The organism is Serratia sp. GW822-FHT06E05 (assembly GCF_058799445.1).
Genome location: NZ_JBXALM010000008.1, coordinates 131,927 through 155,701, shown reverse-complemented (window position 1 = coordinate 155,701; position 23,775 = coordinate 131,927). Strand labels below are relative to the sequence as shown.

Below are 23,775 nucleotides of genomic sequence, written 5' to 3'. Positions count from 1 at the left end.
TTCCATCGTGCCCCCCGCTCTGGCTTTAGAGCAAGGCTCCGTAAATGGTCAGTAGCGCCACCACCACCACGATAATCATCGTCACCTTACGCGCCAGGCTGACCGCTGCCCTTGGCGTCTGCACCGGATCCATATGGGGATCGCGCGCCAGTGAAAACTGCGCCAACCGCGTCAGCACCTGATACGACGAAGAGTGACGATCGCCCAGAGACGCAAACCACGCCGGTAACGCTCTTTCACCGTGACCAAACAACGCGTAAGCCACGCCGGCCAGACGCACCGGGATCCAGTCCAGCCAGTTCAGCAGATGATCGATGCCTGACTGCGAACGCTCCAGCGGCGTGTTATGGCGTGCCAACCAGGTCTGGTAAGCGCGCAGGAAAGAGTAGCCTGCCAGCGCAATCGGCCCGTAAGGCCCGCAGACCACAAACCAAAACAGCGGCGCCAGATAATAACGGAAGTTAATCCACAGCAGCGCATTTTGCAGTTCACGCAAGCGCAACTCTTCGCTGCAATCCACCGGCAAACCGTGGATCAACGCCAGTTCTTCCGCCATTTGATCGCTGGCATGGGCATCCCCCTGCCGAGCGGCCTTCAGATAGGCCCGATAGTGTTTACGCTTGATCCCTGCGCCGACACACAGCAAATCAATGACGATCCACAGCAACAGCGTCACTACGCCGAAAAACAGTCCCTGGGACAGCCACAAAATCCCTGCCACCACCACCATCCAGGCCAGCGTCATCAGCAGCGTTTGCGCCAGTGAAAACCGATGCAGCCGTTGAAATACCACCTCAAGGCGATGATCCAACTGCCAATGCTCACCCAGCTTGAATAAACGTTCCCACGCCAGAACCAGTAACAGCGTAAACAGCGTCATTAGCGACTCCTCTCCCTTTCCATTGTTCCAAGCATAGCGTCATCTGGCCCGCCAGGTTGTTCCAGAGATGCCAGATATAAATTCCAATCAAACGCCGGGCCGGGATCGGTTTTACGGCCTGGGGCAATGTCACTGTGCCCGGTGATATGCGCCGCCAACGTCGGATAATGCCGGATCAGCAGCGCGGTCACCGCGTTCAGACTTTGGTATTGCTGCGGCGTGAACGCCACATGATCGGTACCTTCCAGTTCAATGCCGATCGAAAAATCGTTACAGCGCTCTCGTCCCTGATACGACGATACGCCCGCGTGCCAGGCTCGTCGGTCAAAGGGCACATACTGAATGATTTCACCGTCGCGACGGATCAGGCAGTGCGCCGAAACGCGTAGTTGATGAATATCAGAAAAATAGGGGTGATCCGCAGGATCAAGAGTACCGGTAAACAGCCGATCGATATAGGGGCCCCCGAACTCGCCGGGTGGCAGGCTGATATTGTGGATCACCAGCAGCGAAGGCGCCTCCTCATTCGGGCGAAGATCGCAATGCGGCGAGACAACCCGGGTTACCCCGACAATCCAGCCTTGTTCTAACTGCATCAGACACCTCTGGGCGGTGGTACTTGTCACGGCAACAGAGTAGCATGTTCCCCCTACGATCTTACCGTCCATTTCGGAGTTTTCTATGCCGACACGCCGCTACAGTGCCGACACTCGCCGCACCGAGCTTCTTGAACGAATTGAAAGCGATATCCCCTATGCCGTTGCCCAGGCGCTGCGTGAAGACCTGGGAGGCGAAGTCGATGCCGAACGCGATATTACCGCGCAATTGTTGCCGGCCGATACCCAGGCCGAAGCCACGATCATCACCCGCGAACCCGGTATTTTTTGCGGAAAACGCTGGCTGAATGAAGTCTTTATCCAGTTGGGCAACCAGGTGAAAGTGGATTGGCTGGTGGCGGACGGTGATAGCCTGGTGCCAGACCAAGCGCTTTGCAAACTGACCGGCCCGGCACGGGTGCTGCTTACCGGTGAGCGCACTGCGCTGAACTTTGTGCAGACGCTTTCCGGCGTAGCAACCGAAGTCAGCCGCTATGTGGCACTGTTGCAGGGGACGAAAACCCGCCTGCTCGATACCCGCAAGACCCTGCCAGGGCTGCGCACCGCGCTGAAATATGCCGTATTGTGCGGCGGCGGCAGCAACCACCGTCTCGGGCTGTCCGACGCCTTCCTGATCAAGGAAAACCACATCATTGCCTCCGGCTCGATTAAAAAAGCGGTCGAAAAAGCATTCTGGCTGCATGCCGAGGTGCCGGTCGAAGTGGAAGTCGAATCGCTGGATGAACTGCAGCAGGCGCTGGACGCCGGTGCAGACATTATCATGCTGGACAATTTCAGCGTCGACATGATGCGCGCCGCCGTGACGCAAACTCAGGGCCGTGCACAACTGGAAGTGTCCGGCAACGTGACCAGCGAAACCCTGCGTACCTTCGCCGAAACCGGCGTGGACTATATTTCTGTGGGCGCGCTGACCAAACATGTGACCGCCCTCGATCTGTCCATGCGCTTCAAATAACCCCCCCTCTCCACACCTCCCTGAACTACCGGGGAGGTGTTCTTTCATCAAAACTGCGAAGCTCGCCCCATCTCTTTTCCCCTCTGCTGCAACCTCGATCGAATGCTGTGGAACTGCGCCTAAAAACAGCCATCACCCGCTCGAAGCGCCCCGCTGGCCTGATTACTCTGGCCTCCACATTGACATGGAGGAAGCAACGGATGGAAACGCAGCGCGGTTTTACCCTGATAGAACTGATGGTGGTGATCGCCATTATCGCCATACTGAGCGCCATAGGTATTCCTGCCTATCAGCGCTATATCCAAAAGGCAGCGATAACCGACATGCTGCAAGCCATGACGCCGTATAAGCTGGCCGTTGAACTGTGCGTGCTCGACAGCGGCACACCGACCGGCTGTAACGCCGGTAGCAAAGGCATCCCTACCGGCGACGCCTCACGCTACGTCAGCGCGGTTCAGGTCAGCCAGGGCGTGATCTCGCTGACCGGCTCGCAAACGCTGCAGGGATTGACGGTCGCACTGACGCCAACCCAAAATGCCAGCGGCCTGACGCGCTGGACACGCCTGTGCACCAGCGAAAACAGCAATCTGCAGGAAACCTGTCAGGAAGTTTTCCGTTTTGACACTACCGCTGCGGCGCCGACATCATGAGTACGGCAATCAGCGAAGAAATCCATACCCTGTGCCAACGCTATCAGGCACTGGCTCTCAGTGAAGATGACCAGTGCCTGAACGTGGCCCTGACGACGGAGGCACCACAAGCGCTATTATCAGCCCTGCGTTTTGCCACCGGCAAACGCATTCATCTGGAACAGTGGCCGGCAGCCAGGCTGGAATTGGAACTGAACAGGCGGCAAATGCAGGGCGATAGGCGCGAGCAGCCCACTTCGGAGGAGCAATTCGACGCGGCATCATTAAACGACGACAGTGACGCACCCGTGGTGCAATTTATCAATCAGACGCTCCGCATCGCCATTCAGCGACGAGCCTCGGACATTCATTTCGAACCTTACCAGCAGACTCTCCGTATCCGGCTACGCATCGACGGCGTGTTGCAGGTGATAACCTCACCGCCATTCACGCTCGCGGCTCGCCTCACGGCTCGACTGAAAATCATGGGGCAGTTGGACATCGCCGAGCGCCGCCTGCCGCAGGATGGTCAGCTCAGCGTGCGGTTGGATAACGCTAGCTACTCCATGCGTATCGCCACCCTGCCCACCCTGCACGGCGAAAAAGTGGTGCTGCGAATTTTGCAAACTGAACGCCAGGAGCTACCGTTGGATCGGTTGGGTATGGATCCGACAGCACTGGTGCAGTTTTCCTCTGCCTTATCCTGCCCGCAGGGCATGATCCTGGTCACCGGCCCCACCGGCAGCGGCAAAACCGTCACGCTATACAGCGGTCTGCGTCAGTTGAATGACGCGCAGAGTAATTTATGCAGCGTCGAGGATCCGATTGAGATTCCCCTGTTCGGTATCAATCAGACGCAGACCAACGCCAAAACGGAACTGGATTTCTCCCGCGTATTACGCGCCTTGCTGCGACAGGATCCGGACGTCATCATGATCGGTGAGATCCGCGATCGGGAAACGGCGGAGATCGCAGTAAAAGCCGCTCAAACCGGCCACCTGGTGCTTTCCACCTTGCACACCAATTCCACCAGCGAAACCCTGACGCGCCTGACCCATATGGGCATTCCGGGCTACCTGATTGCCGCCTGTCTGAAGCTGGTGATCGCACAACGTCTGGTGCGTAAGTTATGCAGCCACTGCCGCTATCAACAAAGCCAGCCCGTACGTTTTCCCGCGGCCATTTGGGCAACACCTCTGCTGCCCTGGAAGGCCGATGGCTGCGAGCACTGCTTCAACGGCTACTATGGCCGCACCGGGGTATATGAACTGTTGACCATTACCCCAGAGGTGCAAGCCGGCCTGCTGGAGGGGGCCGCCCCCAGCATGTTGGCTGAAATCGCCCGGCAGCAGGGGCAGACCACGCTGCTGCAAGCCGGACTAACGCTGGTCGCCCAGGGCGTCACCTCGCTGGAGGAGGTATACCGCATTGTCGGTGTGATTGCCGACGGCGGAGGCGCTCAGTGAAAACACTCCGCCTTTTCCTCTGGCAGGCAATTGACCCACACGGACAGTTGCGTGAGGGTGAGCTGATGAGCGGTAAGAAGAATGAGGTCAGCCAGTGGTTGATCGAACAAGGGCTGCAACCCTGCCAGATCAACAGCGGAAAACGTATTTCACCGGGTCAATGGCGCGGTGAACCCCTGATCCAGTTCACCCGTCAGTTAGCCACCCTGCTGCAGGCCGGATTGCCGCTGGTCAGCGGTTTACAGTTATTAGCTGCGGAGCATCCGTCCGCAGCCTGGCGCTGCCTGCTGCGGGAAGTGAGTGAACAGGTACGCCAGGGCCAGCCATTTTCTGAAGTTATCGCTGAGCAACATGCCGTGTTTCCTCTGATCTACCGCCAGCTAATCGCCATTGGCGAGCTGACCGGTCACCTGGACGAATGCTGCCTGCAACTGGCCCAACAACAGGAAGCACAGCAAAAACTGCAAAAGAAAGTCATCAAGGCACTGCGTTACCCTTTGTTTATCTGCGCGGTGGCGCTGTTGGTAAGCATTTTGATGCTGGTGATGGTGTTGCCGGAATTTGCCGGCGTCTATCAGTCATTCAATGCGCCGCTGCCGTGGTTTACCCAAGGATTGCTGAACCTTTCCACCCTGCTGATCGACAGCGGTCCCTGGCTGGCGGCGATTCTGGTCTGTATGGCATACGCCTATCTTCGTCGTCTGCATCCGCAGCCTCAATGGCGCAGGCGCGAACAGGCGGCGCTGTTGCGTCTGCCACTGATTGCGCACTTGATTAAAGGCGGCTGCCTGAGCCAAATATTCCGTATTCTGGCCATGACCCAGCAGGCTGGGCTCAGCCTGGTTGACGGGTTGGCTGCGGCGGCGCTGTCGGTGGATAACCTGTTTTATCGCCAGGCAATTGACAACATCAGGCAACAGATTTCGCAAGGGCAGACTTTTCATCGCGCCCTGGAACAGCAGGCGCTTTTCCCAACGCTGTGCCAGCAACTGGTGCGCGTGGGCGAAGAATCCGGTTCGTTAGATACCCTATTGGGCAAACTGGCCGCGTGGCATGAACAGCAAACCTTTGAGCTGGCCGATACCCTGGCGCAAACGCTGGAGCCCCTATTGATGCTGGTGGTGGGCGGGATTGTCGGCACATTGGTGATCGCCATGTATCTGCCGATCTTTCAGTTGGGGAATGTTTTGGGGTAAGTCCGTCAGTGATTGGGCGCAGCATTGAACTGCGCCCACAAATTGCTGGTATCGATACGCGCCGCTTACTTGCTGCCGAAGACGCGGTTTTCCTGCTCTGCAACGCGGATAAAGGTGGTGCGCTTGGTCAGCTCTTTCAGACGTTCCGCGCCGACGTAGGTGCAAGCGGAACGCAGGCCGCCAAGGATGTCGCGGACGGTGAACTCAACTTCGCCGCGCAACGGCAGTTTGACAGTTTTCCCTTCGGCCGCACGGTACTGGGCAACGCCGCCGACGTGGCGTTTCATCGCCGACTCGGAGCTCATGCCGTAGAACAGCATAAATTTCTCACCGTTCTCTTCCACAATGGTGCCTTCACATTCGTCGTGGCCGGCCAGCATGCCGCCCAGCATGACAAAATCAGCACCGCCGCCAAAGGCTTTCGCTACGTCGCCCGGCACCGAACAACCGCCATCGCTAACGATTTGGCCGCCGAGGCCATGCGCCGCATCAGCGCATTCGATCACCGCAGACAGCTGCGGATAACCGACACCGGTTTTCACGCGGGTCGTGCAGACAGAGCCTGGACCAATACCGACTTTAACAATGTCGGCGCCGGACAGGATAAGTTCTTCCACCATTTCTCCGGTGACGACGTTACCGGCACAGATAACATGTTTTGGGCAGGCTTCGCGCGCTTTCTGCAGGAAAGCGACAAAATGCTCGGAATACCCATTGGCTACGTCGATACAGATAAACTTCAGCTCGGGTGATAGTGCCAGGATCTGTTGCATTTTCACAAAGTCAGCGTCGGACGTGCCGGTTGAAACCATCACGTGGCGCAGTACCGATGCCGGTACGCGCTGCACAAAGGCGGCCCACTGCTCTACGGTGTAGTGTTTGTGTACGGCGGTGAGAACATCGAAGGAAGCCAGGGCCTCTGCCATGCTGAAGGTACCGACTGAGTCCATGTTGGCGGCGATGATCGGCACACCAGACCAACTACAGCCAGAATGTTTGAAGGTAAACTGACGTTCCAGTTCAACTTCTGAGCGGCTTTTCAGCGTGGAACGCTTTGGGCGAATCAGCACATCTTTAAAGCCTAACTTCAAATCTTCTTCAATACGCATGACTTATGATTTCCTGGTTTATGGCGACGGATCGCAAAACGCAATGGCTTGAAAAGCGACGGGGTATACCCTAAATAATTCGAGTTGCAGGAAGGCGACAAGGGCGAGAGTCCCGATGAGCTTACTTATGTAAGTGATTCGGGTGAACGCTCGCAGTCAACACACCTGCAGCTTGAAGAATGACGGGTATAGATTAATGCCAGTTCCAGTGACGCTATCATACGCGCTAATAATCGCCGGACAAGACTGCGAATTCTCCTTTTTTTGCGCTACAATCCGACAAATTTACCTGCGACACCGCAGTGTGACCTCCCGCTCATTTTCCCTTTCCGGCTGCGCTTTTTATCACCGTACAGCCTAAGCGCCGCCGGCTTACTTGCACTTCTGTGCGATCGCTTTATGATTCGTCTATTATTTTTTTATGAACCTCAGGTGCATTCCCTACCATGGCCTACATTGTTGCGTTGACAGGGGGTATCGGCAGCGGTAAGTCCACCGTGGCAGACGCCTTCGCTCGCCACGGCGTGACGGTGGTCGATGCTGACGTTATCGCCCGACAGGTTGTCGAGCCAGGAACCCCGGCACTGGCTGCCATCGCCGAACGTTTTGGTAATGAAATGTTGCAGCCGGACGGTTCACTGAACCGTGCCGCCTTACGTCAGTGTATCTTCAGTAACCCTGATGAAAAGCGTTGGCTAAACCAACTGCTGCACCCGCTGATTCATCAGGAAACTCAACGTCAACTGGCGCAAGTTACCAGCCCCTACGCTCTCTGGGTGGTGCCATTGCTGGTCGAGAACAACCTGCAGGCGCGCGCCGATCGCGTGCTGGTGATTGACGTCGACAGCGAGACTCAGTTGGCCAGAACCATCGCCCGCGACGGTATCAGCCGTCAGCAGGCACAGAACATACTGTCCGCACAGGTCACGCGTGAGCAGCGCCTGGCCGCTGCAGACGACATCATAGATAATAGCGGCACCGCTCAGGGGATAGAGCCATTGGTTGCCGCACTGCATTGCCGTTACCTTGAGCTGGCGGCATCAGCGACCCGACAGGATTAAACTGAATGAGTGATGTTTCCCCAAGCGTTCTTTTTGAACATCCGTTGAATGAAAAAATGCGCACCTGGCTGCGCATGGAATTTTTGCTGCAACAGCTGCATGGCCAGCGAGCCTTAAGCGAAACGGCCATCGCCCTGACATTTTTCCGCACCATCGCCGATCTGCTGGACGTGCTGGAGCGCGGTGAAGTACGTACCGAGCTACTGAAAGAGCTGGAACGTCAGCAGCAAAAATTGCTGGCGTGGGCCGATGTTCCGGGCGTCGATATGTCGCTGGTGGATCAGTTGCGCAACCAGTTGAAGCAACGTGGTGCCGCACTGATGTCTGCGCCGCGACTGGGTCAGGCGCTGCGCGAAGATCGGTTGATTAGTCTGGTGCGGCAACGTCTGAGCATCCCCGGTGGGTGCTGCAGCTTTGACTTGCCGACGCTGCACATGTGGATGCATGCACCACAGCAAGAGCGAGATAACGACGTAGCCGAATGGTTGCAAACGCTGGAACCATTAAACCAGGCACTGACTATGGTGCTGGATCTGATCCGTCAGGCCGGGCCATTTCGCAATCAGATCAGCCTGAACGGTTTTTTCCAGGATAACGCCGAGGGGGCGGATCTGCTGCGCTTACGCATCAATCTGGCGCACCAGCTTTACCCACAAATTTCCGGCCATAAGACGCGCTATGCGATTCGCTTTCTGCCGCTGGACAGTGAGCTCGGCGTGGTACCGGAACGACTAACCTTTGAGTTGGCCTGTTGCTGATCCAATGACATCAAGACCTTTCACGCGTTGGAAGGGAGTAAGGAATAGATATGACTACCGTAGTGAAATGCCCAACCTGTGGCAAAGGTGTGGTTTGGGGAGAGGTGAGCCCATTTCGTCCGTTTTGCAGCAAACGCTGTCAGCTGATTGATCTGGGCGAATGGGCCGATGAAGAGAAGCGCATTCCCAGCAACAGCGATCTTTCCGAAAGCGAAGAGTGGAGTGAAGCAGACGATCGCTGATCGTCGTTCTGATCGGCCCGGCAGCCGCCAGGCCGGTTGTATTACTGCGCGGCGTTAGCCTGCTCCACCAGCAGTTTGATAATGCTGATATTGGCCTGAGGGAACTCTTCTTCCCGCAGGTCAGCCTGTTTTACCCAGCGCATAGGCTGGCCTTCGCGACCGAAGGGTTCACCGGCCCAGGCTTCCACCAGATAGAAATTCAACGTGACGATGCGATCGCTAAACTGATGCTCAAGCACGTCCAACAACTCCGCACGCTGGGCTTCAATGCCGGTCTCTTCCAATAATTCACGGCTAAGCGCCTGTTCCGGCGTCTCACCCTGTTCAATTTTGCCGCCGGGAAACTCCCAGAAACCGGCCATATGCGAATCGGCCGCGCGGCGGGTAATGAAGATTTCCTGCTGGGCGTTACGAATGATGCCGACGGCGATATTCAGATGTTTCATCGCATCCTCTTTATTGAGTCATTGGAGCGCGGAATGCGGCTCCAAAAAACAGGGGCTCAGCACGCTGAACCCCTGGGTTTTATTCGTTAAACAGTGTCGGCTTAGTTCTGCAGACGACCGTGACACTGTTTGTATTTTTTACCGGAACCGCATGGGCACGGATCGTTACGGCCCACTTTACGTTCTGCGATGGTCAGCGCATTAGGATCTTCAGTCACCAGCGCGTTTTCTTCATAGTGGCTCAGCTGCTGCTGTTTGGCCAGACGCTCAGCTTCTTCACGACGCTGCAGTTCCAAGGCTTCAACCTCTTCCGGCATCCGCACCTGAACCTTGCTCAGCACGCTGATCACTTCATGCTTCAGTGATTCCAGCATGGTAGCAAACATGTTGAAGGACTCGCGCTTGTACTCCTGCTTAGGATCTTTCTGCGCATAACCACGCAGATGGATGCCCTGACGCAGGTAGTCCATGGCCGCCAGATGCTCTTTCCACAGGGAATCCAGCGTCTGCAGCATCACGCCTTTCTCGAAGTTGCGCATCATCTCGGTGCCAACCACTTCTTCTTTACGCTGGTACTCTTCCTTGGCTTTTTCCAGAATACGCTCACGCAGCGTTTCTTCGTGCAGCTCAGGCTCTTTATCCAACCATTCGGCGATAGGCATATCCAGATCGAAATCGTTTTTCAGACGTTCGGTCAGCCCCTGAATATCCCACTCTTCTTCCAGCGACTGCGGTTGAATGTAGCCGTCGATAGTGGTTTTGAACACGTCTTCACGGATGCTGGCAATGGTTTCGCTAACGTCAGACACGTCCAGCAGTTCGTTACGCTGGCTGTAGATCGCGCGGCGCTGATCGTTGGCCACGTCATCGTATTCCAGCAATTGCTTACGAATGTCGAAGTTGCGGCTTTCTACTTTACGCTGGGCATTGGCAATTGCTTTGGTGACCCATGGGTGCTCAATGGCCTCACCTTCTTTCATCCCCAATTTACGCATCATGTTGGAAACGCGATCGGAGGCGAAAATACGCATCAAGGCATCTTCCATCGACAGGTAGAAGCGGGATGAACCGGCATCACCCTGACGACCGGAACGGCCGCGCAACTGGTTATCGATACGGCGAGATTCATGACGCTCGGTACCAATGATGTGCAGGCCACCGGCTGCCAGTACGGCATCGTGACGGATTTTCCAGGCCTCTTTAATCGCCGCGATTTGCTCTTCGGTTGGATCTTCCAACTGGGCAATCTCTGCCTGCCAGCTGCCGCCCAACACGATATCGGTACCACGACCGGCCATGTTGGTAGCGATGGTAACCGCAGAGGTCTGGCCGGCCTGAGCAACGATGTCCGCTTCCATGGCGTGGAACTTGGCGTTCAACACCTTATGGGCGATACCGGCTTTCTCCAGCTCACGCGAAACCACTTCGGATTTCTCGATTGAAATCGTACCGACCAGAACCGGCTGGCCGTTAGCGGTGCGCTCACGAATATCTTCAATGATGGCGCCAATCTTCTCATGCTCGGTCATGTAGACCAGATCCGGCATGTCTTTACGCAGCATTGGACGGTTGGTCGGCACCACGATGGTATCCAGCTTGTAGATCGAGCTGAATTCAAAAGCTTCGGTGTCGGCGGTACCGGTCATCCCAGCCAGCTTCTCGTACAGGCGGAAGTAGTTCTGGAAGGTGATGGAGGCCAGGGTCTGGTTTTCGTTCTGGATTTCCACGCCTTCTTTGGCTTCCACCGCCTGGTGCAGGCCATCGGACCAGCGACGGCCGTGCATGGTACGGCCGGTGTGTTCGTCGACGATGATGACTTCACCGTCTTTTACGATGTAGTCAACGTCACGGGTAAACAGCACATGGGCACGCAGAGCCGCAGTCACGTGGTGCATCAGCATGATGTTGGTCGGTGAGTACAGTGACTCCCCTTCGTCCATGATGCCGGCTTCCATCAGCATTTCTTCGATCAGGATCAGGCCGCGTTCGGTCAGGTGCACCTGGCGCGCCTTTTCGTCAACCGAGAAGTGGCCTTCGCCCTGGAAGGAATCCGAATCTTCTTTTTCCTGACGGATCAGTTTAGGGATCAGCTTGTTAACCTTGATATACATCTCGGAGCTGTCTTCAGCCGGGCCAGAGATGATCAACGGCGTACGCGCTTCATCGATCAGGATGGAGTCAACCTCATCCACCAGCGCATAGTGCAGTTTGCGCTGAACGCGCTCTTCCGGGCTGAACGCCATGTTGTCGCGCAGATAGTCGAAACCGTATTCGTTGTTGGTGCCGTAGGTAATGTCCGCGGCATAGGCTTCACGCTTGGCCGGTGCGGGCATGCCCGGCAGGTTGATGCCGATGCTCAAGCCGAGGAACTCGAACAGCGGGCGGTTGTTCTCGGCGTCACGCTGCGCCAGATAGTCGTTGACGGTTACCACGTGCACACCACGACCGCTCAGGGCGTTCAGATAGGCCGGCAGGGTTGCGGTCAGGGTTTTACCTTCACCGGTGCGCATCTCTGCGATACAGCGGTCATTCAGCACCATGCCGCCCAGCAGCTGCACGTCGAAGTGACGCATGCCGAAGACGCGCTTGCTCGCCTCACGCACTACTGCGAAGGCCTCAGGCAGCAGGTTTTCCAGCACTTCCCCCTTTTCCAGGCGCGCGCGGAACTCGTTGGTCTTGGCTTTCAGTTCGTCATCGGACAGTTTTTCCATGTCCGGTTCCATCTGGTTGATCAGCTCAACCGATTTGCGCATGCGGCGCAGCGTACGATCGTTACGGCTACCAAAAACTTTGGTCAATAATTTCACTAACATGATGTTTGATATCTCTGTCATGACGGCCAACACAGGCAGTCAACTTGATGTTATTTTTTAGGTTTTTTTGTCGCCCGAGGGGCAAGAAATCAGCTTAAGGCTGCAGGTCCGGCGCGAATGCCCTGCACTTGCGCAAGCCACAACCCGGCCTGATGCTGCGCAACAGCGGGTAGCACGGCGTGATGAGTGGTGCGAATGATGGTCGGCGGCTTCGGCTCGTGCGTCAGCAGCGCATTAAGGGTAGAAAGCAGCGCCAGTTGCGCCACCTGCAATGGGGGTTCGGTCACTTCCGCTTCGCTTTCCTGCACCCGCGCGTAAACGGCCTGCGGCGCAAGCGCAAAAGAGAGGTGACGAATGACGGTACGAAGCGCATGCTGGTGCCAGTAGTCGACGCTAAAGGTCGGACGACGATGCGCTTCCTGCAGTAACGCCAGGCTATTGAAGGCGCCACTGGCAGAGTTTTGCCGGTTCAGGCTGGACGAGGTGCTCGGCAGAGCCGCTTGATCGGGGTTGCCGGTCAGATTGGTAGGTACGCCAAGCGTGGCCGCAACCATCCCTAAAAGGAGATGGGGCCAGAAATAACGTCTGCCAAATTGTCGCCAACGATTTAGAATACCGATCACGAGTTTATAATCCGCCGGAGCCCATTATGCGCGATAGCCGTCCACAATTATTAGATTCCCTGTTCGACGACGCGTCTGCAGAAGACAAAGGGCCACTGCATAACGTCCAACAACGCGCAGTCGCGTTGCTTAAGCTTAACCGTGCAGTGAAAGGCCTGTTGCCCGTTCAACTGCATCCTTGGTGCCGCGTCGCAAATTTCCGACAGGGTATTTTAGTGCTAGAAACGGCAAATGCCAGCTGGATGATGCGTCTACGTTACGAACAACCGGCTTTATTATCAGCACTACGAGCGCAAATTCTACCATCATTGTCGTCGATCGACATCAGGATTAATCCGGCCTTGATGGCAAAAGGGAACAACCTTGTGCAGGACGCCGCAAAAACGGCAGGAAATACGCAGTCAAGCGTGCCTATGCGTCATCTGAGTCAGGAAAGTGCTGGGGAATTAAGGGTATTGGCGAGCCGGAGCCCGGAAAAACTGCGCAAGATATTAGAACGACTGGCGTCGTTGGCCGGAGAGAGTGCCAACGCTACCAGTCGTGATAAGTAATCAGCGGTATCGACTTATGCCAATACGGTTGACGGAGCTTTGAATGCCAGTGGCATTTCGGCTTCGTCCTGGAAGGTGACGTATTCCCACGCTTCCTGTTTCGCCAGAACTGCTTGAAGCAGCTTGTTGTTCAGCGCATGACCAGACTTGTACGCGGTAAACGCGCCAATGATATTATGGCCGCACATGAACAGGTCGCCGATGGCGTCCAGCATTTTGTGACGCACGAATTCGTCTTCGAAGCGCAGACCGTCTTCGTTCAGCACGCGGTAATCATCTACCACGATAGCGCAGTCAAAGCTGCCGCCCAGGGCCAGGCCACGGGACTGTAAATATTCGATATCACGCATGAAGCCGAAAGTACGCGCACGGCTGATTTGACGCACGAACGAGTCGGCAGAGAAATCAAGGCGGTAGCGTTGCGTACTGGCGTCGATAGCCGGGTGGTTGAAGTCGATGGTGAAGTCCAGGCGGAACCCGTTATGCGGGGACAGCTCGGCCCACTTGTCGCCATCTTCAACACGCACGGTGTCTTTCAGACGCAGGAATTTCTTCGCAGAGTTCAGTTCTTCAATGCCGGCATCCAGCAACAGGAAGACGAACGGACTGGCACTGCCGTCCATGATAGGGATTTCAGCAGCGTCAACTTCGATAACGATGTTGTCGATGCCCAACCCAGCCAGCGCGGCATTAAGATGCTCAACGGTAGAAATACGCACGTCATGCTCATTGACCAGGCAGGTACAGAGCATGGTATCACGCACGGATTTTGCATCAGCCGGAAAATCAACCGGTGGATTCAAGTCAGTGCGACGATAGATGACCCCGGTATTAGCCGCCGCGGGTCGCATTGTCAGCGTGACTTTCTTGCCGGTATGTAAACCGACACCAGTCGCCTGAACAATACGTTTTAATGTCCTTTGTTTGATCATCGTTTTATCTCGCAATGTTATCAATCCTACCAGCCAAGCATACAGCATGGCTGGCGGGACAGTTTAGCACAAAGAGCGGAGATTCCAAATTCTCAGGATATTCTTAGTCTGCCTGCTTGCGCAGGAAGGCTGGAATATCAAGATAGTCGGGCTCTTTATTAGGCTGCGCAGTCGGATCGTTAACCACCTTGGCGGCAGGTTTCACTTCCTGCGGCAGCGGCGACATGCCGTGCTGCTGGTAGCGATGATCCATCACTGGCTGGCTGGCCTGTTTATTGGTGACCAGAGTGATTTCCGGACGTTTGTCCATGCCGATACCGGTCGCAACCACGGTTACGCGCAGTTCGTCGTTCATTTCCGGATCCAGCGACGTACCAATTACCACGGTCGCGTTGTCGGAAGCGAAAGCACGAATGGTGTTACCCACGGTTTCGAACTCATCCAAGCGCAGGTCGAAACCGGCGGTGATGTTGACCAGCACGCCGCGAGCGCCGGACAGATCGATATCTTCCAGCAGTGGGCTGGAGATCGCCATTTCCGCAGCTTCTTCAGCACGGTCTTCACCACAGGCAACGCCGGAACCCATCATCGCGTAGCCCATTTCGGACATTACGGTGCGCACGTCGGCGAAGTCGACGTTCATCAGGCCCGGACGGGTGATCAGTTCGGCAATACCCTGTACCGCGCCTTTCAGCACGTCGTTAGCCGCACCAAACGCGTCCAACAGAGAAATGCCGCGACCCAGAACTTTCAACAGCTTGTCGTTCGGGATAGTGATCAGTGAGTCCACATGTTTGGACAATTCTGCGATACCCTGCTCAGCGAACGCCATGCGTTTCTTGCCTTCAAAATTGAAAGGCTTGGTCACCACGGCCACTGTCAGAATACCCAGGTCTTTAGCAACTTCAGCGACGACTGGCGCTGCACCGGTACCGGTACCGCCGCCCATGCCGGCTGCAATGAAGACCATGTCTGCACCATCCAGTGCGGCGCGCAGGGCTTCACGGTCTTCTTCCGCTGAATTGCGACCCACTTCAGGGTTCGCGCCTGCACCCAGACCTTTGGTAATACCGCTACCGATCTGGATGGTTTGGCCAACTGCCGTTTTACGAAGCGCCTGAGCGTCTGTATTCACGGCAAAGAATTCAACACCTTCGATGCGCTCGCGCACCATGTGTTCAACGGCGTTGCCACCGCCACCGCCGACGCCGATGACTTTAATCACCGCGTCATTGGTTAGTTCCATTGGTTCAAACATAGTTTCTCTCCGTTTTGTGCCTGTCGCTGCGAGATCATAAAAAGATTACTCAGCATGATCTCTTTGTTGAAACATTAAAACTCTTTTCTCAGCCAGCTATTGATACGTTTAAACCAATTGCCCACCGAGGCGCGTTTTTCTACTTCTGCCTCACCGCTCAGGTGAGACTCTTTTCCATAGTGCAGCAGACCTACCGCCGTAGAATAGTAAGGCTCCTGCGCATAATCCGTCAGACCCGTGATGTTCAAGGGTTGGCCGATGCGTACCTGGGTGTGGAACACCCGTTGCGCACAGGCTGCCAGGCCATCAATCTGGGCGGCACCACCGGTCAGCACAATACCCGCTGCCAGATGATGCTTCACCCCTTGCTGACGCAGTTGCTCCTGCAATTGCAAAATTTCATCGTTAACCAGATTCAACAGTTCGGTGTAGCGTGGCTCAATCACTTCAGCCAGTGTCTGTCTTTGCAGACTCCGAGGAGGACGTCCTCCAACGCTTGGCACCTCTACACTTTCATCCTTGCTAACAATCGACCCAAGCGCACAGCCGTGTCGAACTTTGATCGCTTCCGCGTCTGTCGGCGGCGTGCCGAAGGCGTAAGCGATATCGCTGGTGACCACGTTCCCGGCGTAAGGGATCACTTTGGTGTGGCGCAGCGCACCGCCGGTGTACACCGCCATATCCATGGTGCCACCGCCGATATCCACCACACAAACGCCGAGTTCGCGCTCATCTTCGGTCAGTACCGCATAGCTGGCGGCCAGACCGGCGAAAATAAGTTGGTCAACTTTCAGACCACAACGTTCTACTGCCTTAACGATGTTCTTAGCCATATCGTTATGGCAGGTGATCAGGTGCACCTTGGCTTGCATACGCACGCCGGACAACCCGACCGGGTTTTTGATGCCTTCCTGATAATCGATGGCGTATTCCTGAGGGATGACGTGCAGGATGCGGTGTTCATCACGGACGCGTACCGATTTAGCGGTATGCACCACGTTCTCCACATCTTCCTGTGTCACTTCCTCTTCGGAAATAGGAACCATCCCTATTTCGTTCTGGCAGCTGATGTGTTTACCCGATAATGCGAGGTAAACCGAAGAAATCTGACAATCCGCCATCAGTTCGGCCTGATCGATAGCGCGCTGTACGCACTTCACTACCGACTCCAGGTCGTTAACGCCACCCTTATCCATACCGCGAGACGGGCAACTGCCCACCCCGATAATGTTGACCATGCCATCGGGCAGAACTTCCCCTACCAATGCGGAGACTTTTGCAGTACCGATCTCCAGTCCAACTACCAGTTTTCTGTCCGTCGACTTGATCATTGTTGTTTTGCCTGTGCCTGATTCTGTTGCTGATTACTGTTCTGCCGATCGCCTGCAGCCTGCGGGTCGATAAACACGGGGGCCCAACCTACCGATGCACCGGCCTCGTAGCGTAAGTCGACATAACTGACTCGCTTGCTTTCTGCCTGCCCCTGCTGCTGCAATACCGGGTAAAGCTCGATAAAGCGCTGCAGGCGTCCGGTGCGATCGTCGCGTCCCAGCTCCAGCCGAACATCATTATCCAAAGCCAGCTGCCAGGAATGGCGGGCGCTCATGGCCGCCATTTTCAGCGTATATTTGCTGGCCGCTAACATGCTGCTCATGGTCCGGTAACCTTCAAGAACATCCTGTTCGCTCCCTTCCGGACCATACAGCAACGGCAACTTCTGTTTGCCAATTCGTTCTGCAGGCACGCTGAAGGATTTGCCTTCGGCATCTACCATGTGCAAATCATTCCAGCGCGCCACCGGGACATATTCCACCAGGTGGATCTTCAGCTCATCCGGCCACTGCTTGCGCACGCTGGCCTGCTTGATCCACGGCAGGCGTTCAATCTGCTGCTGGATGATATCCACATCCTGCGTCATGAACGTCCCCGGCGATCCCAGCGCCAGGATAGCCTGACGAATATCGTCGTTGGTGGTGTAGTGACGTTCACCGGTCACTACCAGTCGTGACAGCGGCAGGCGGCTGGCGTCTTTCATCCAGCCAATCACCGCCCACCCACTCCACAGGACCGTTCCCAACACCATCAGCAGGAAAATCATTCCCGCCAACTGGGTTCCATTGCTGCGTCGCGGGTTGTTGTCCACCTCGCGTTCACGCGCATTCAGGGCAGCTTGCGACATATCAGTCGGCCAATTCCAAAATTCTCGCTACCAGCTGCGAGAAGCTTAAACCAGACTGGCGCGCTGCCATCGGCACCAGGCTATGACTGGTCATGCCCGGCGAGGTATTCACCTCAAGCAGATAGAAGCTGCCATCGCTATCCTGCATCACATCAACACGGCCCCAGCCGCTGCAGTCCAGCCCACGATAGGCGCGTAACGCCAGAGACGCCATTTCAGCTTCCTGTTCCGCACCCAGGCCGCTCGGACAGAAATACTGGGTATCGTCCGAGATGTACTTGGCCTGGTAATCGTAAAACACGCCGGCCGGTTGAATCCGGATGGAAGGCAATACCCGATCACCCAGCATCGCTACCGTGTATTCCGGACCGCTCAGCCACTTCTCGACCAGCACGTCGTCGTCATGACGGAAACCTTCTTCCAGAGCCGCTTCAAGAGCGCCACGCTCGGTCACTTTGCTCATACCAACGCTGGAGCCTTCACGGCTCGGCTTGACGATCAGCGGCAGGCCCAAGGCCTCTATGCGCGCGATCAGCGCCTCTTTTTCTGCACCGGCATATTGCTGACGGTTCAGCGCAACATAAGGCGCCACCGGCAGGCCCATCGACTGCCACACCATTTTGGTGCGCCACTTGTCCATGGTCAGTGCCGAAGCCATCACGCCACTGCCTGTATAAGGCAGTTCGAGGAACTCCAGCATGCCTTGCAGGGTGCCGTCTTCACCGCCTCGGCCATGCAGCGCGATAAATACTTTGGTAAACCCATGTTCTTTCAACTGGGTGACCGGGAAATCACGGATATCGATGCCGTGAGCGTCGATACCGGCTTCACGCAGCCCGGCCAGCACGGCGGCACCGGATTGCAATGACACTTCACGTTCAGCGGAGGTGCCACCCAGCAGTACGGCAACTTTATCGGCCATGATGTTCCTCCTCTTTTTTCTGAGGCTGCAGCTTCAGCTCAGCCAGTTTGCGTGCGACTTTCCCCACGTTGCCGGCGCCCTGCACCAGCACTAAATCGTCCGCTTGCAGCAACCCTGCCAGGGTTTCCGGCACGGTATCCGCATCAGACACCAGAATCGGATCCAGCTTGCCGCGGCTGCGGATGGTACGGCACAGCGAGCGGCTGTCCGCCCCTGGAATTGCCGTTTCACCGGCAGAGTAAACGTCCAGCATCAGCAGCACGTCCACCTGCGACAGCACATTGGCAAAGTCGTCATACAGATCGCGAGTACGCGTGTAACGGTGCGGCTGGAAAATCATCACCAGACGCTTGTCCGGCCAGCCTGCACGTGCGGCTTTCAGCGTCGCGTCGACCTCGGTCGGGTGGTGGCCATAATCGTCCACCAGCATCGCACTGCCGCTTTTGCCATTCACCGGCTCCAGCGGGAATTCACCGAGGAAATCAAAGCGACGACCGGTTCCCTGGAAGCTGGCCAACGCACGCAGGATATCTGCGTCGTCAATGCCCTCTTCCGTTGCTACCGCCACTGCCGCCGCCGCGTTCAACGCGTTGTGACGACCCGGCGCATTCAGCGTCACCGTCATCAGCGGCTTGTCCTGGCGGCTCAGGGTGAAGTGGCCCTGGGCTCCAACCTGACGGTAGCTCTCGATGCGAACGTCGGCATCGTCGCTGAAACCGTAAGTGGTGATATGGCGACCCACGCGTGGCAGCAATTCACGCACCACCGGATCGTCAATACACATCACCGCACGGCCGTAGAACGGCAGGTTGTGCAAAAAGTTAATAAACGTCTGCTTCAGGTTTTCGAAGTCGCCCTGGTAGGTCTCCATATGGTCGGCTTCGATATTGGTGACAATCGCCACCATCGGTTGCAGATGCAAGAAAGAAGCATCGCTCTCATCCGCCTCCGCAATCAGGTAACGGCTGGAGCCCAAACGCGCATGAGTTCCTGCCGCTTTCACCAGCCCGCCGTTAACAAAGGTCGGGTCCAGACCGGCTTCGGCATAAATGCTCGACACCATTGCCGTGGTCGTGGTCTTGCCATGCGTACCGGCAACGGCGATGCCGTGACGAAAACGCATCAGTTCGGCCAACATCTCTGCGCGGCGGATTACCGGAATACGCGCTTCACGAGCGGCGACAATTTCCGGGTTGTCGGCAGAAATCGCGGTAGAAACCACGACTACGCTGGCATCCAGTACGTTCTCCGGGCGGTGATGGAAGTAAATCGTCGCCCCGAGCGCGCTCAGCTGCTGGGTTACCGGATTCGGTGCCAGGTCAGAACCGCTGATTTGATAACCTTCATTGGCCAACACTTCGGCGATACCACCCATGCCGGCGCCACCGATGCCGACAAAGTGAATGTGCCGGACGCGTCGCATCTCGGGCACGATAGTACGTAGTTTCGCCAGTTGTTGTGTATTCATCACTCTCTCTAATCCAGGTCCGGCATGCCGGGCCCCTACATGACATTCTTTAATTCAGGCCCGGCGAACCGGACCCCTGCATATTATTTGGCGACGCGCACCAGCTCCGCAGCTACGCGTTCAGTAGCATCCGGAATGGCCACGGCACGGGCCTTTTCGGCCATAGCCAGCAGCGTAGGACGATCCCAGCCAGCCAGCAGCTCTGCCACCACATCGGCGTTAAACTGCGGTTGCTCGATAATCTTCGCCGCACCGGCTTCTTCCAGTGGGCGGGCATTCCAATACTGTTGGCGGTCTTTGTGCATGAAAGGCACGAAGATCGCAGGAAGGCCCGCAGCGGCGATCTCGCTGACCGTTAGCGCGCCGGAGCGGCACACCACGACATCAGCCCAAGCGTACGCCGCCGCCATGTCATCAATAAACTCGGTCACTTTGTGTTGCGTCTGCCCTACCCTCTCGTAGTCGCGCAACACATTTTCCAGCGCACCTTTGCCTACCTGATGCCAGAGCGTAATTCTATCGCCCAATCTCGCCGCGACTTCAGGAACTGTCTGATTCAGCACCCGGGCACCCTGACTGCCGCCAATCACCAGTACGCGAATGGGCCCTTCACGCCCCGTCAATCGCTCTGCTGGCAGCGGCAGCGCCAATACGTCAGTGCGTACCGGGTTGCCCACCACGTCCGCATTGGGGAACGCGCCAGGGAAGGCCTGCAGGACCTTCTTGGCAATGCGCGCCAACCAACGGTTGGTCAGCCCGGCAATGCCGTTTTGTTCATGCAGCACCACCGGGATGCCGCACAGCCATGCGGCCAAACCGCCAGGACCAGAAACGTACCCCCCCATTCCCAGCACCACGTCCGGTTGGTAGCTGCGCATAATCGCCTTCGCCTGACGTACGGCTTGCCAGATACGCAGCGGCGCGCTCAGCTGGGCCTTCAGCCCTTTGCCGCGCAGGCCGGAAATACGGATGAAATCAATCTCGATCCCGTGCTTTGGCACCAGATCGGCTTCCATTCGGTCTGCGGTTCCAAGCCAGCGCACCTGCCAGCCCTGCGCCATCAGATGATGTGCGACTGCCAGTCCCGGGAACACGTGTCCGCCGGTACCGCCTGCCATCACCATTAAACGCTTAGGTTTCCCGCTCATCCCTTACCTCTTCACAAACGCCTGGGCTTTAGCCAGACGCGTTTCATAATCAATACGCAGCAACAGCACGATCGCCGTCGACATAATCAACAGGCTCGAACCGCCATAGCTTATCAGCGGTAACGTTAAGCCTTTAGTGGGAAGCATTCCGGCAGCGGCACCGACGTTGACCAGCGCCTGGAAGCTAAACCACACGCCAATTGAGCAGGCCAAGAAGCCAGAAAAGCGCTGATCAATCTCCAGCGCACGGCGGCCAATCGACATAGCACGAAAAGCGACGCAGAATACCATTAACAATGCAAAAACCACACCGATATAGCCCAGCTCTTCGCCTAAAATCGAGAAGATAAAGTCGGTGTGCGCTTCCGGCAAATACTCGAGTTTCTGCACCGAATTACCCAGCCCTTGTCCCCAGAACTCACCACGGCCAAAGGCCATCAGCGACTGGGTCAACTGGTAGCCGCTGCCGAACGGATCGGCCCACGGGTTCCAGAACGAAGTCACACGGCGCATACGGTAAGGTTCGGCGATGATCAACAGCACTACCGCGAAGGCTCCGGATCCGATAATCGCCAGGAATTGCCACATTTTCGCGCCGGCCAGGAACAGCATTGCCAGCGTGGTGATAAACAGCACCACCACGGTACCGAGGTCCGGCTGAGCCAGCAGCAGCACGGCCAACACCACCATGACGCCCATCGGCTTGCAGAAGCCCCAGAAGTTGCTGCGCACCTCTTCTACTTTGCGCACCAGATAACTCGCCAGGTAACAGAACAGCGACAGCTTGGACAGCTCTGCCGGCTGAATACGCAGCGGCCCCAGCGAGATCCAGCGCGATGCCCCGTTTACCGAGCTGCCGACCACCAATACGATCAACAGCATCACAATCGACAACAGCAGCATGATGTTGCTATAGCGCTGCCAGACTTCCATCGGAATGCGCAAGGTCACCATCGACAGACCGAACGCCAGCCCGAGGTACAACGCATCACGCTTGGCGAACAAGAACGGATCGTCCGCCAGGCGCTGACCGATCGGCATCGAAGCCGAAGTCACCATCACAAAACCGATAATGGCCAACCCAAAGGTCAGCCACAGCAGGGTACGGTCGTACAGCACCATATTGGCCGAATCGTTATCTCGCGATCCCGCCACCCAGTTTTTAAAGAGCTCTGTCAGCCCGAAGTTCGGCAAGCGCAGTCTCATCCGCCAAGCTCCTGTGCCAAACGAGTAAACTCGTCGCCGCGTACTTCAAAATTGCGGAACTGATCCAGGCTGGCACAGGCGGGTGACAGCAACACCATATCGCCAGGTTGCACCCGGCCGGCTATCGTCTGCATCGCCTGTTCCATGGTCTCGGTCAGCGTAGCGACCTCCGGCCGTAGCTGAGCCAACTGTTCGCCATCACGGCCGAAGCAGTAAAGGCGAACGTTATCGCCTTGCAGATAGCGCGCCAGCGGGGAGAAATCAGCCGATTTGCCGTCGCCACCCAACAGCAGGTGCAAGGTGCCGTCCACCTGCAGACCATTCAACGCCGCTTCGGTACTGCCAACGTTGGTGGCTTTAGAATCGTTAATCCAGCGAACGCCGTTATGTTCCCAGGCCAATTGGAAGCGGTGCGCCAAACCGGTATAGGTGGTCAACGCTTTCAGGCTGGAAGCGCGCGGGATGTTCACCGCATCGGCCAGTGCCAGCGCCGCCAACGCATTGGTGTAGTTATGGCGGCCAGTCAGCTTCATTTCGCGGGTGTTCAGGATTTTCTCGCCGCGCACGCGCAACCAGGTCTCGCCCAGTTGGCGGTTCAGGTGATAGTCGCCCACATCGGCGCCAAAGCTGATGCAACGCTGATCCGCCCCGCGAATCGGCATCGTCAATGCGTCGTCGGCATTGACCACGCACAGGCTGGCATTTTCATAGACCTTCAGCTTGGCGGCACGGTATTGCTGCAGCCCAAACGGATAGCGATCCATATGATCTTCGGTGACGTTCAAAATGGTCGCCGCAGCCGCGTGCAGGCTGTAAGTGGTTTCCAGTTGGAAGCTCGACAGCTCCAGCACGTACAGTTGGCATTCCTGGCGCAGCAGGCTCAACGCAGGCAGGCCGATATTGCCACCGACGCCCACCGCCCAACCTGCGGCTTTTGCCATTTCACCCACCAGGGTGGTGACGGTGCTTTTACCGTTGGAACCGGTAATCGCCACGATCGGTGCCTGGGCTTCACGGCAGAACAATTCGATATCGCCGACAATCTCTACGCCCGCCTCTGCGGCGGCGCTCAACGCCGGAGTCGCCAATGCCATGCCCGGACTGGCGACGATCAAATCCGCCGCCAACAGCCAATCCTGATTCAAATCACCCAGGTGACGCTCAACGCTTTCAGGCAGCTTGTCCAGCCCTGGAGGTGAAATGCGGGTATCCATAACGCGTGGCGTTACGCCGCGCGCCATAAAGAAATCAACACAGGACAGGCCGGTGAGGCCCAGCCCGATGATGACCACTTTCTTACCCTGATAATCCGCCAT

At 56.7% G+C, this 23,775-nt stretch carries 23 protein-coding genes; 8 read left to right on the top strand and 15 right to left on the bottom strand.

Annotated features, from left to right (window positions below; translation table 11 throughout):
* Nucleotides 1-25: 25 nt before the first annotated feature.
* Together ampE and ampD are read right to left on the bottom strand one after the other, a co-directional pair.
* Entirely contained in the window at nt 26-880 is an 855-nt protein-coding gene (gene ampE, locus AC1RKC_RS18190; RefSeq protein ID WP_020825228.1) for a beta-lactamase regulator AmpE, read from the bottom strand.
* Nucleotides 880-1,476 (bottom strand): 1,6-anhydro-N-acetylmuramyl-L-alanine amidase AmpD, encoded by a 597-nt coding sequence (ampD, locus tag AC1RKC_RS18185; RefSeq protein ID WP_261287277.1) that lies wholly within the window; start codon nt 1,474-1,476, stop codon nt 880-882. Before ampD ends, ampE begins: the two co-directional genes overlap by 1 nt.
* Nucleotides 1,477-1,561: 85 nt before the next feature.
* Here ampD and nadC point away from each other — a divergent pair, with 85 nt between their 5' ends.
* The 4 genes from nadC to hofC all read left to right on the top strand — a co-directional run bounded on the left by nadC (nt 1,562) and on the right by hofC (nt 5,743).
* Nucleotides 1,562-2,452, top strand: a complete 891-nt coding sequence (gene nadC / locus AC1RKC_RS18180) for a carboxylating nicotinate-nucleotide diphosphorylase (protein ID WP_020825226.1) — start codon at nt 1,562-1,564, stop codon at nt 2,450-2,452.
* A 200-nt stretch (nt 2,453-2,652) separates the two neighbouring features.
* Nucleotides 2,653-3,102, top strand: a complete 450-nt coding sequence (gene ppdD / locus AC1RKC_RS18175; RefSeq protein ID WP_261139387.1) for a prepilin peptidase-dependent pilin — start codon at nt 2,653-2,655, stop codon at nt 3,100-3,102.
* Nucleotides 3,099-4,547, top strand: a complete 1,449-nt coding sequence (gspE, locus tag AC1RKC_RS18170) for a type II secretion system protein GspE (RefSeq protein WP_493092668.1) — start codon at nt 3,099-3,101, stop codon at nt 4,545-4,547. The genes ppdD and gspE overlap by 4 nt, the downstream gene beginning before the upstream one ends.
* Nucleotides 4,544-5,743: a protein transport protein HofC gene (gene hofC / locus AC1RKC_RS18165; protein ID WP_493092667.1), complete on the top strand. Its 1,200-nt coding sequence runs from the start codon at nt 4,544-4,546 to the stop codon at nt 5,741-5,743. The genes gspE and hofC overlap by 4 nt, the downstream gene beginning before the upstream one ends.
* Before the next feature lie 65 nt (nt 5,744-5,808).
* On the opposite strand, the gene AC1RKC_RS18160 is transcribed toward hofC, so the two are convergent.
* A complete protein-coding gene (locus tag AC1RKC_RS18160) occupies nt 5,809-6,852 on the bottom strand; it encodes a GMP reductase (protein ID WP_020825222.1) in 1,044 nt (347 codons plus the stop codon).
* Between the two features lie 446 nt (nt 6,853-7,298).
* On the opposite strand from AC1RKC_RS18160, the gene coaE reads away from it, so the two are divergent.
* Genes coaE through yacG form a run of 3 tightly spaced genes read left to right on the top strand, consistent with a single transcriptional unit; the run spans nt 7,299 to nt 8,913 of the window.
* The gene (gene coaE, locus AC1RKC_RS18155) at nt 7,299-7,913 is read left to right on the top strand and encodes a dephospho-CoA kinase (RefSeq protein WP_493092666.1); all 615 of its coding nucleotides are present in this window, start codon (nt 7,299-7,301) and stop codon (nt 7,911-7,913) included.
* A gap of 5 nt (nt 7,914-7,918) precedes the next feature.
* Complete coding sequence (gene zapD / locus AC1RKC_RS18150; protein ID WP_020825220.1) at nt 7,919-8,671, top strand: cell division protein ZapD; 753 nt, start codon at nt 7,919-7,921, stop codon at nt 8,669-8,671.
* A gap of 50 nt (nt 8,672-8,721) precedes the next feature.
* On the top strand, nt 8,722-8,913 hold the full coding sequence (gene yacG / locus AC1RKC_RS18145) for a DNA gyrase inhibitor YacG (RefSeq protein WP_020825219.1): 192 nt from the start codon (nt 8,722-8,724) through the stop codon (nt 8,911-8,913).
* Nucleotides 8,914-8,954: 41 nt separating this feature from the next.
* On the opposite strand, the gene mutT is transcribed toward yacG, so the two are convergent.
* The 3 genes from mutT to secM form a co-directional block, all read right to left on the bottom strand.
* On the bottom strand, nt 8,955-9,359 hold the full coding sequence (gene mutT, locus AC1RKC_RS18140; protein ID WP_020825218.1) for an 8-oxo-dGTP diphosphatase MutT: 405 nt from the start codon (nt 9,357-9,359) through the stop codon (nt 8,955-8,957).
* 101 nt (nt 9,360-9,460) lie between these two features.
* Nucleotides 9,461-12,172: a preprotein translocase subunit SecA gene (secA, locus tag AC1RKC_RS18135; protein WP_414618526.1), complete on the bottom strand. Its 2,712-nt coding sequence runs from the start codon at nt 12,170-12,172 to the stop codon at nt 9,461-9,463.
* A gap of 89 nt (nt 12,173-12,261) precedes the next feature.
* Entirely contained in the window at nt 12,262-12,795 is a 534-nt protein-coding gene (secM, locus tag AC1RKC_RS18130; RefSeq protein ID WP_046374516.1) for a secA translation cis-regulator SecM, read from the bottom strand.
* Nucleotides 12,796-12,821: 26 nt separating this feature from the next.
* On the opposite strand from secM, the gene AC1RKC_RS18125 reads away from it, so the two are divergent.
* The gene (locus AC1RKC_RS18125; RefSeq protein WP_020825215.1) at nt 12,822-13,346 is read left to right on the top strand and encodes a DUF721 domain-containing protein; all 525 of its coding nucleotides are present in this window, start codon (nt 12,822-12,824) and stop codon (nt 13,344-13,346) included.
* Between the two features lie 14 nt (nt 13,347-13,360).
* Here the strand turns inward: AC1RKC_RS18125 and lpxC are convergent, their stop codons facing one another.
* The 9 genes from lpxC to murD all read right to left on the bottom strand — a co-directional run bounded on the left by lpxC (nt 13,361) and on the right by murD (nt 23,775).
* Nucleotides 13,361-14,278, bottom strand: coding sequence for a UDP-3-O-acyl-N-acetylglucosamine deacetylase (lpxC, locus tag AC1RKC_RS18120; protein WP_037426060.1), 918 nt, complete (start codon nt 14,276-14,278; stop codon nt 13,361-13,363).
* A gap of 103 nt (nt 14,279-14,381) precedes the next feature.
* Nucleotides 14,382-15,536: a cell division protein FtsZ gene (gene ftsZ / locus AC1RKC_RS18115; protein ID WP_004950150.1), complete on the bottom strand. Its 1,155-nt coding sequence runs from the start codon at nt 15,534-15,536 to the stop codon at nt 14,382-14,384.
* 74 nt (nt 15,537-15,610) lie between these two features.
* Nucleotides 15,611-16,867 carry a cell division protein FtsA gene (ftsA, locus tag AC1RKC_RS18110; protein ID WP_004950148.1) on the bottom strand — a complete coding sequence of 419 codons (1,257 nt, stop codon included), beginning with the start codon at nt 16,865-16,867 and terminating at the stop codon, nt 15,611-15,613.
* Nucleotides 16,864-17,715, bottom strand: a complete 852-nt coding sequence (ftsQ, locus tag AC1RKC_RS18105) for a cell division protein FtsQ (RefSeq protein WP_020825213.1) — start codon at nt 17,713-17,715, stop codon at nt 16,864-16,866. Before ftsQ ends, ftsA begins: the two co-directional genes overlap by 4 nt.
* Before the next feature lies 1 nt (nt 17,716).
* Nucleotides 17,717-18,637: a D-alanine--D-alanine ligase gene (locus AC1RKC_RS18100; RefSeq protein WP_122077185.1), complete on the bottom strand. Its 921-nt coding sequence runs from the start codon at nt 18,635-18,637 to the stop codon at nt 17,717-17,719.
* Nucleotides 18,627-20,105 (bottom strand): UDP-N-acetylmuramate--L-alanine ligase, encoded by a 1,479-nt coding sequence (murC, locus tag AC1RKC_RS18095; protein WP_020825211.1) that lies wholly within the window; start codon nt 20,103-20,105, stop codon nt 18,627-18,629. The genes AC1RKC_RS18100 and murC overlap by 11 nt, the downstream gene beginning before the upstream one ends.
* 83 nt (nt 20,106-20,188) lie before the next feature.
* Nucleotides 20,189-21,253: an undecaprenyldiphospho-muramoylpentapeptide beta-N-acetylglucosaminyltransferase gene (gene murG, locus AC1RKC_RS18090; RefSeq protein WP_046374518.1), complete on the bottom strand. Its 1,065-nt coding sequence runs from the start codon at nt 21,251-21,253 to the stop codon at nt 20,189-20,191.
* Between the two features lie 3 nt (nt 21,254-21,256).
* Nucleotides 21,257-22,453, bottom strand: a complete 1,197-nt coding sequence (gene ftsW / locus AC1RKC_RS18085) for a cell division protein FtsW (RefSeq protein WP_104410976.1) — start codon at nt 22,451-22,453, stop codon at nt 21,257-21,259.
* A gap of 2 nt (nt 22,454-22,455) precedes the next feature.
* Nucleotides 22,456-23,775, bottom strand: coding sequence for a UDP-N-acetylmuramoyl-L-alanine--D-glutamate ligase (gene murD, locus AC1RKC_RS18080; protein ID WP_046374520.1), 1,320 nt, complete (start codon nt 23,773-23,775; stop codon nt 22,456-22,458).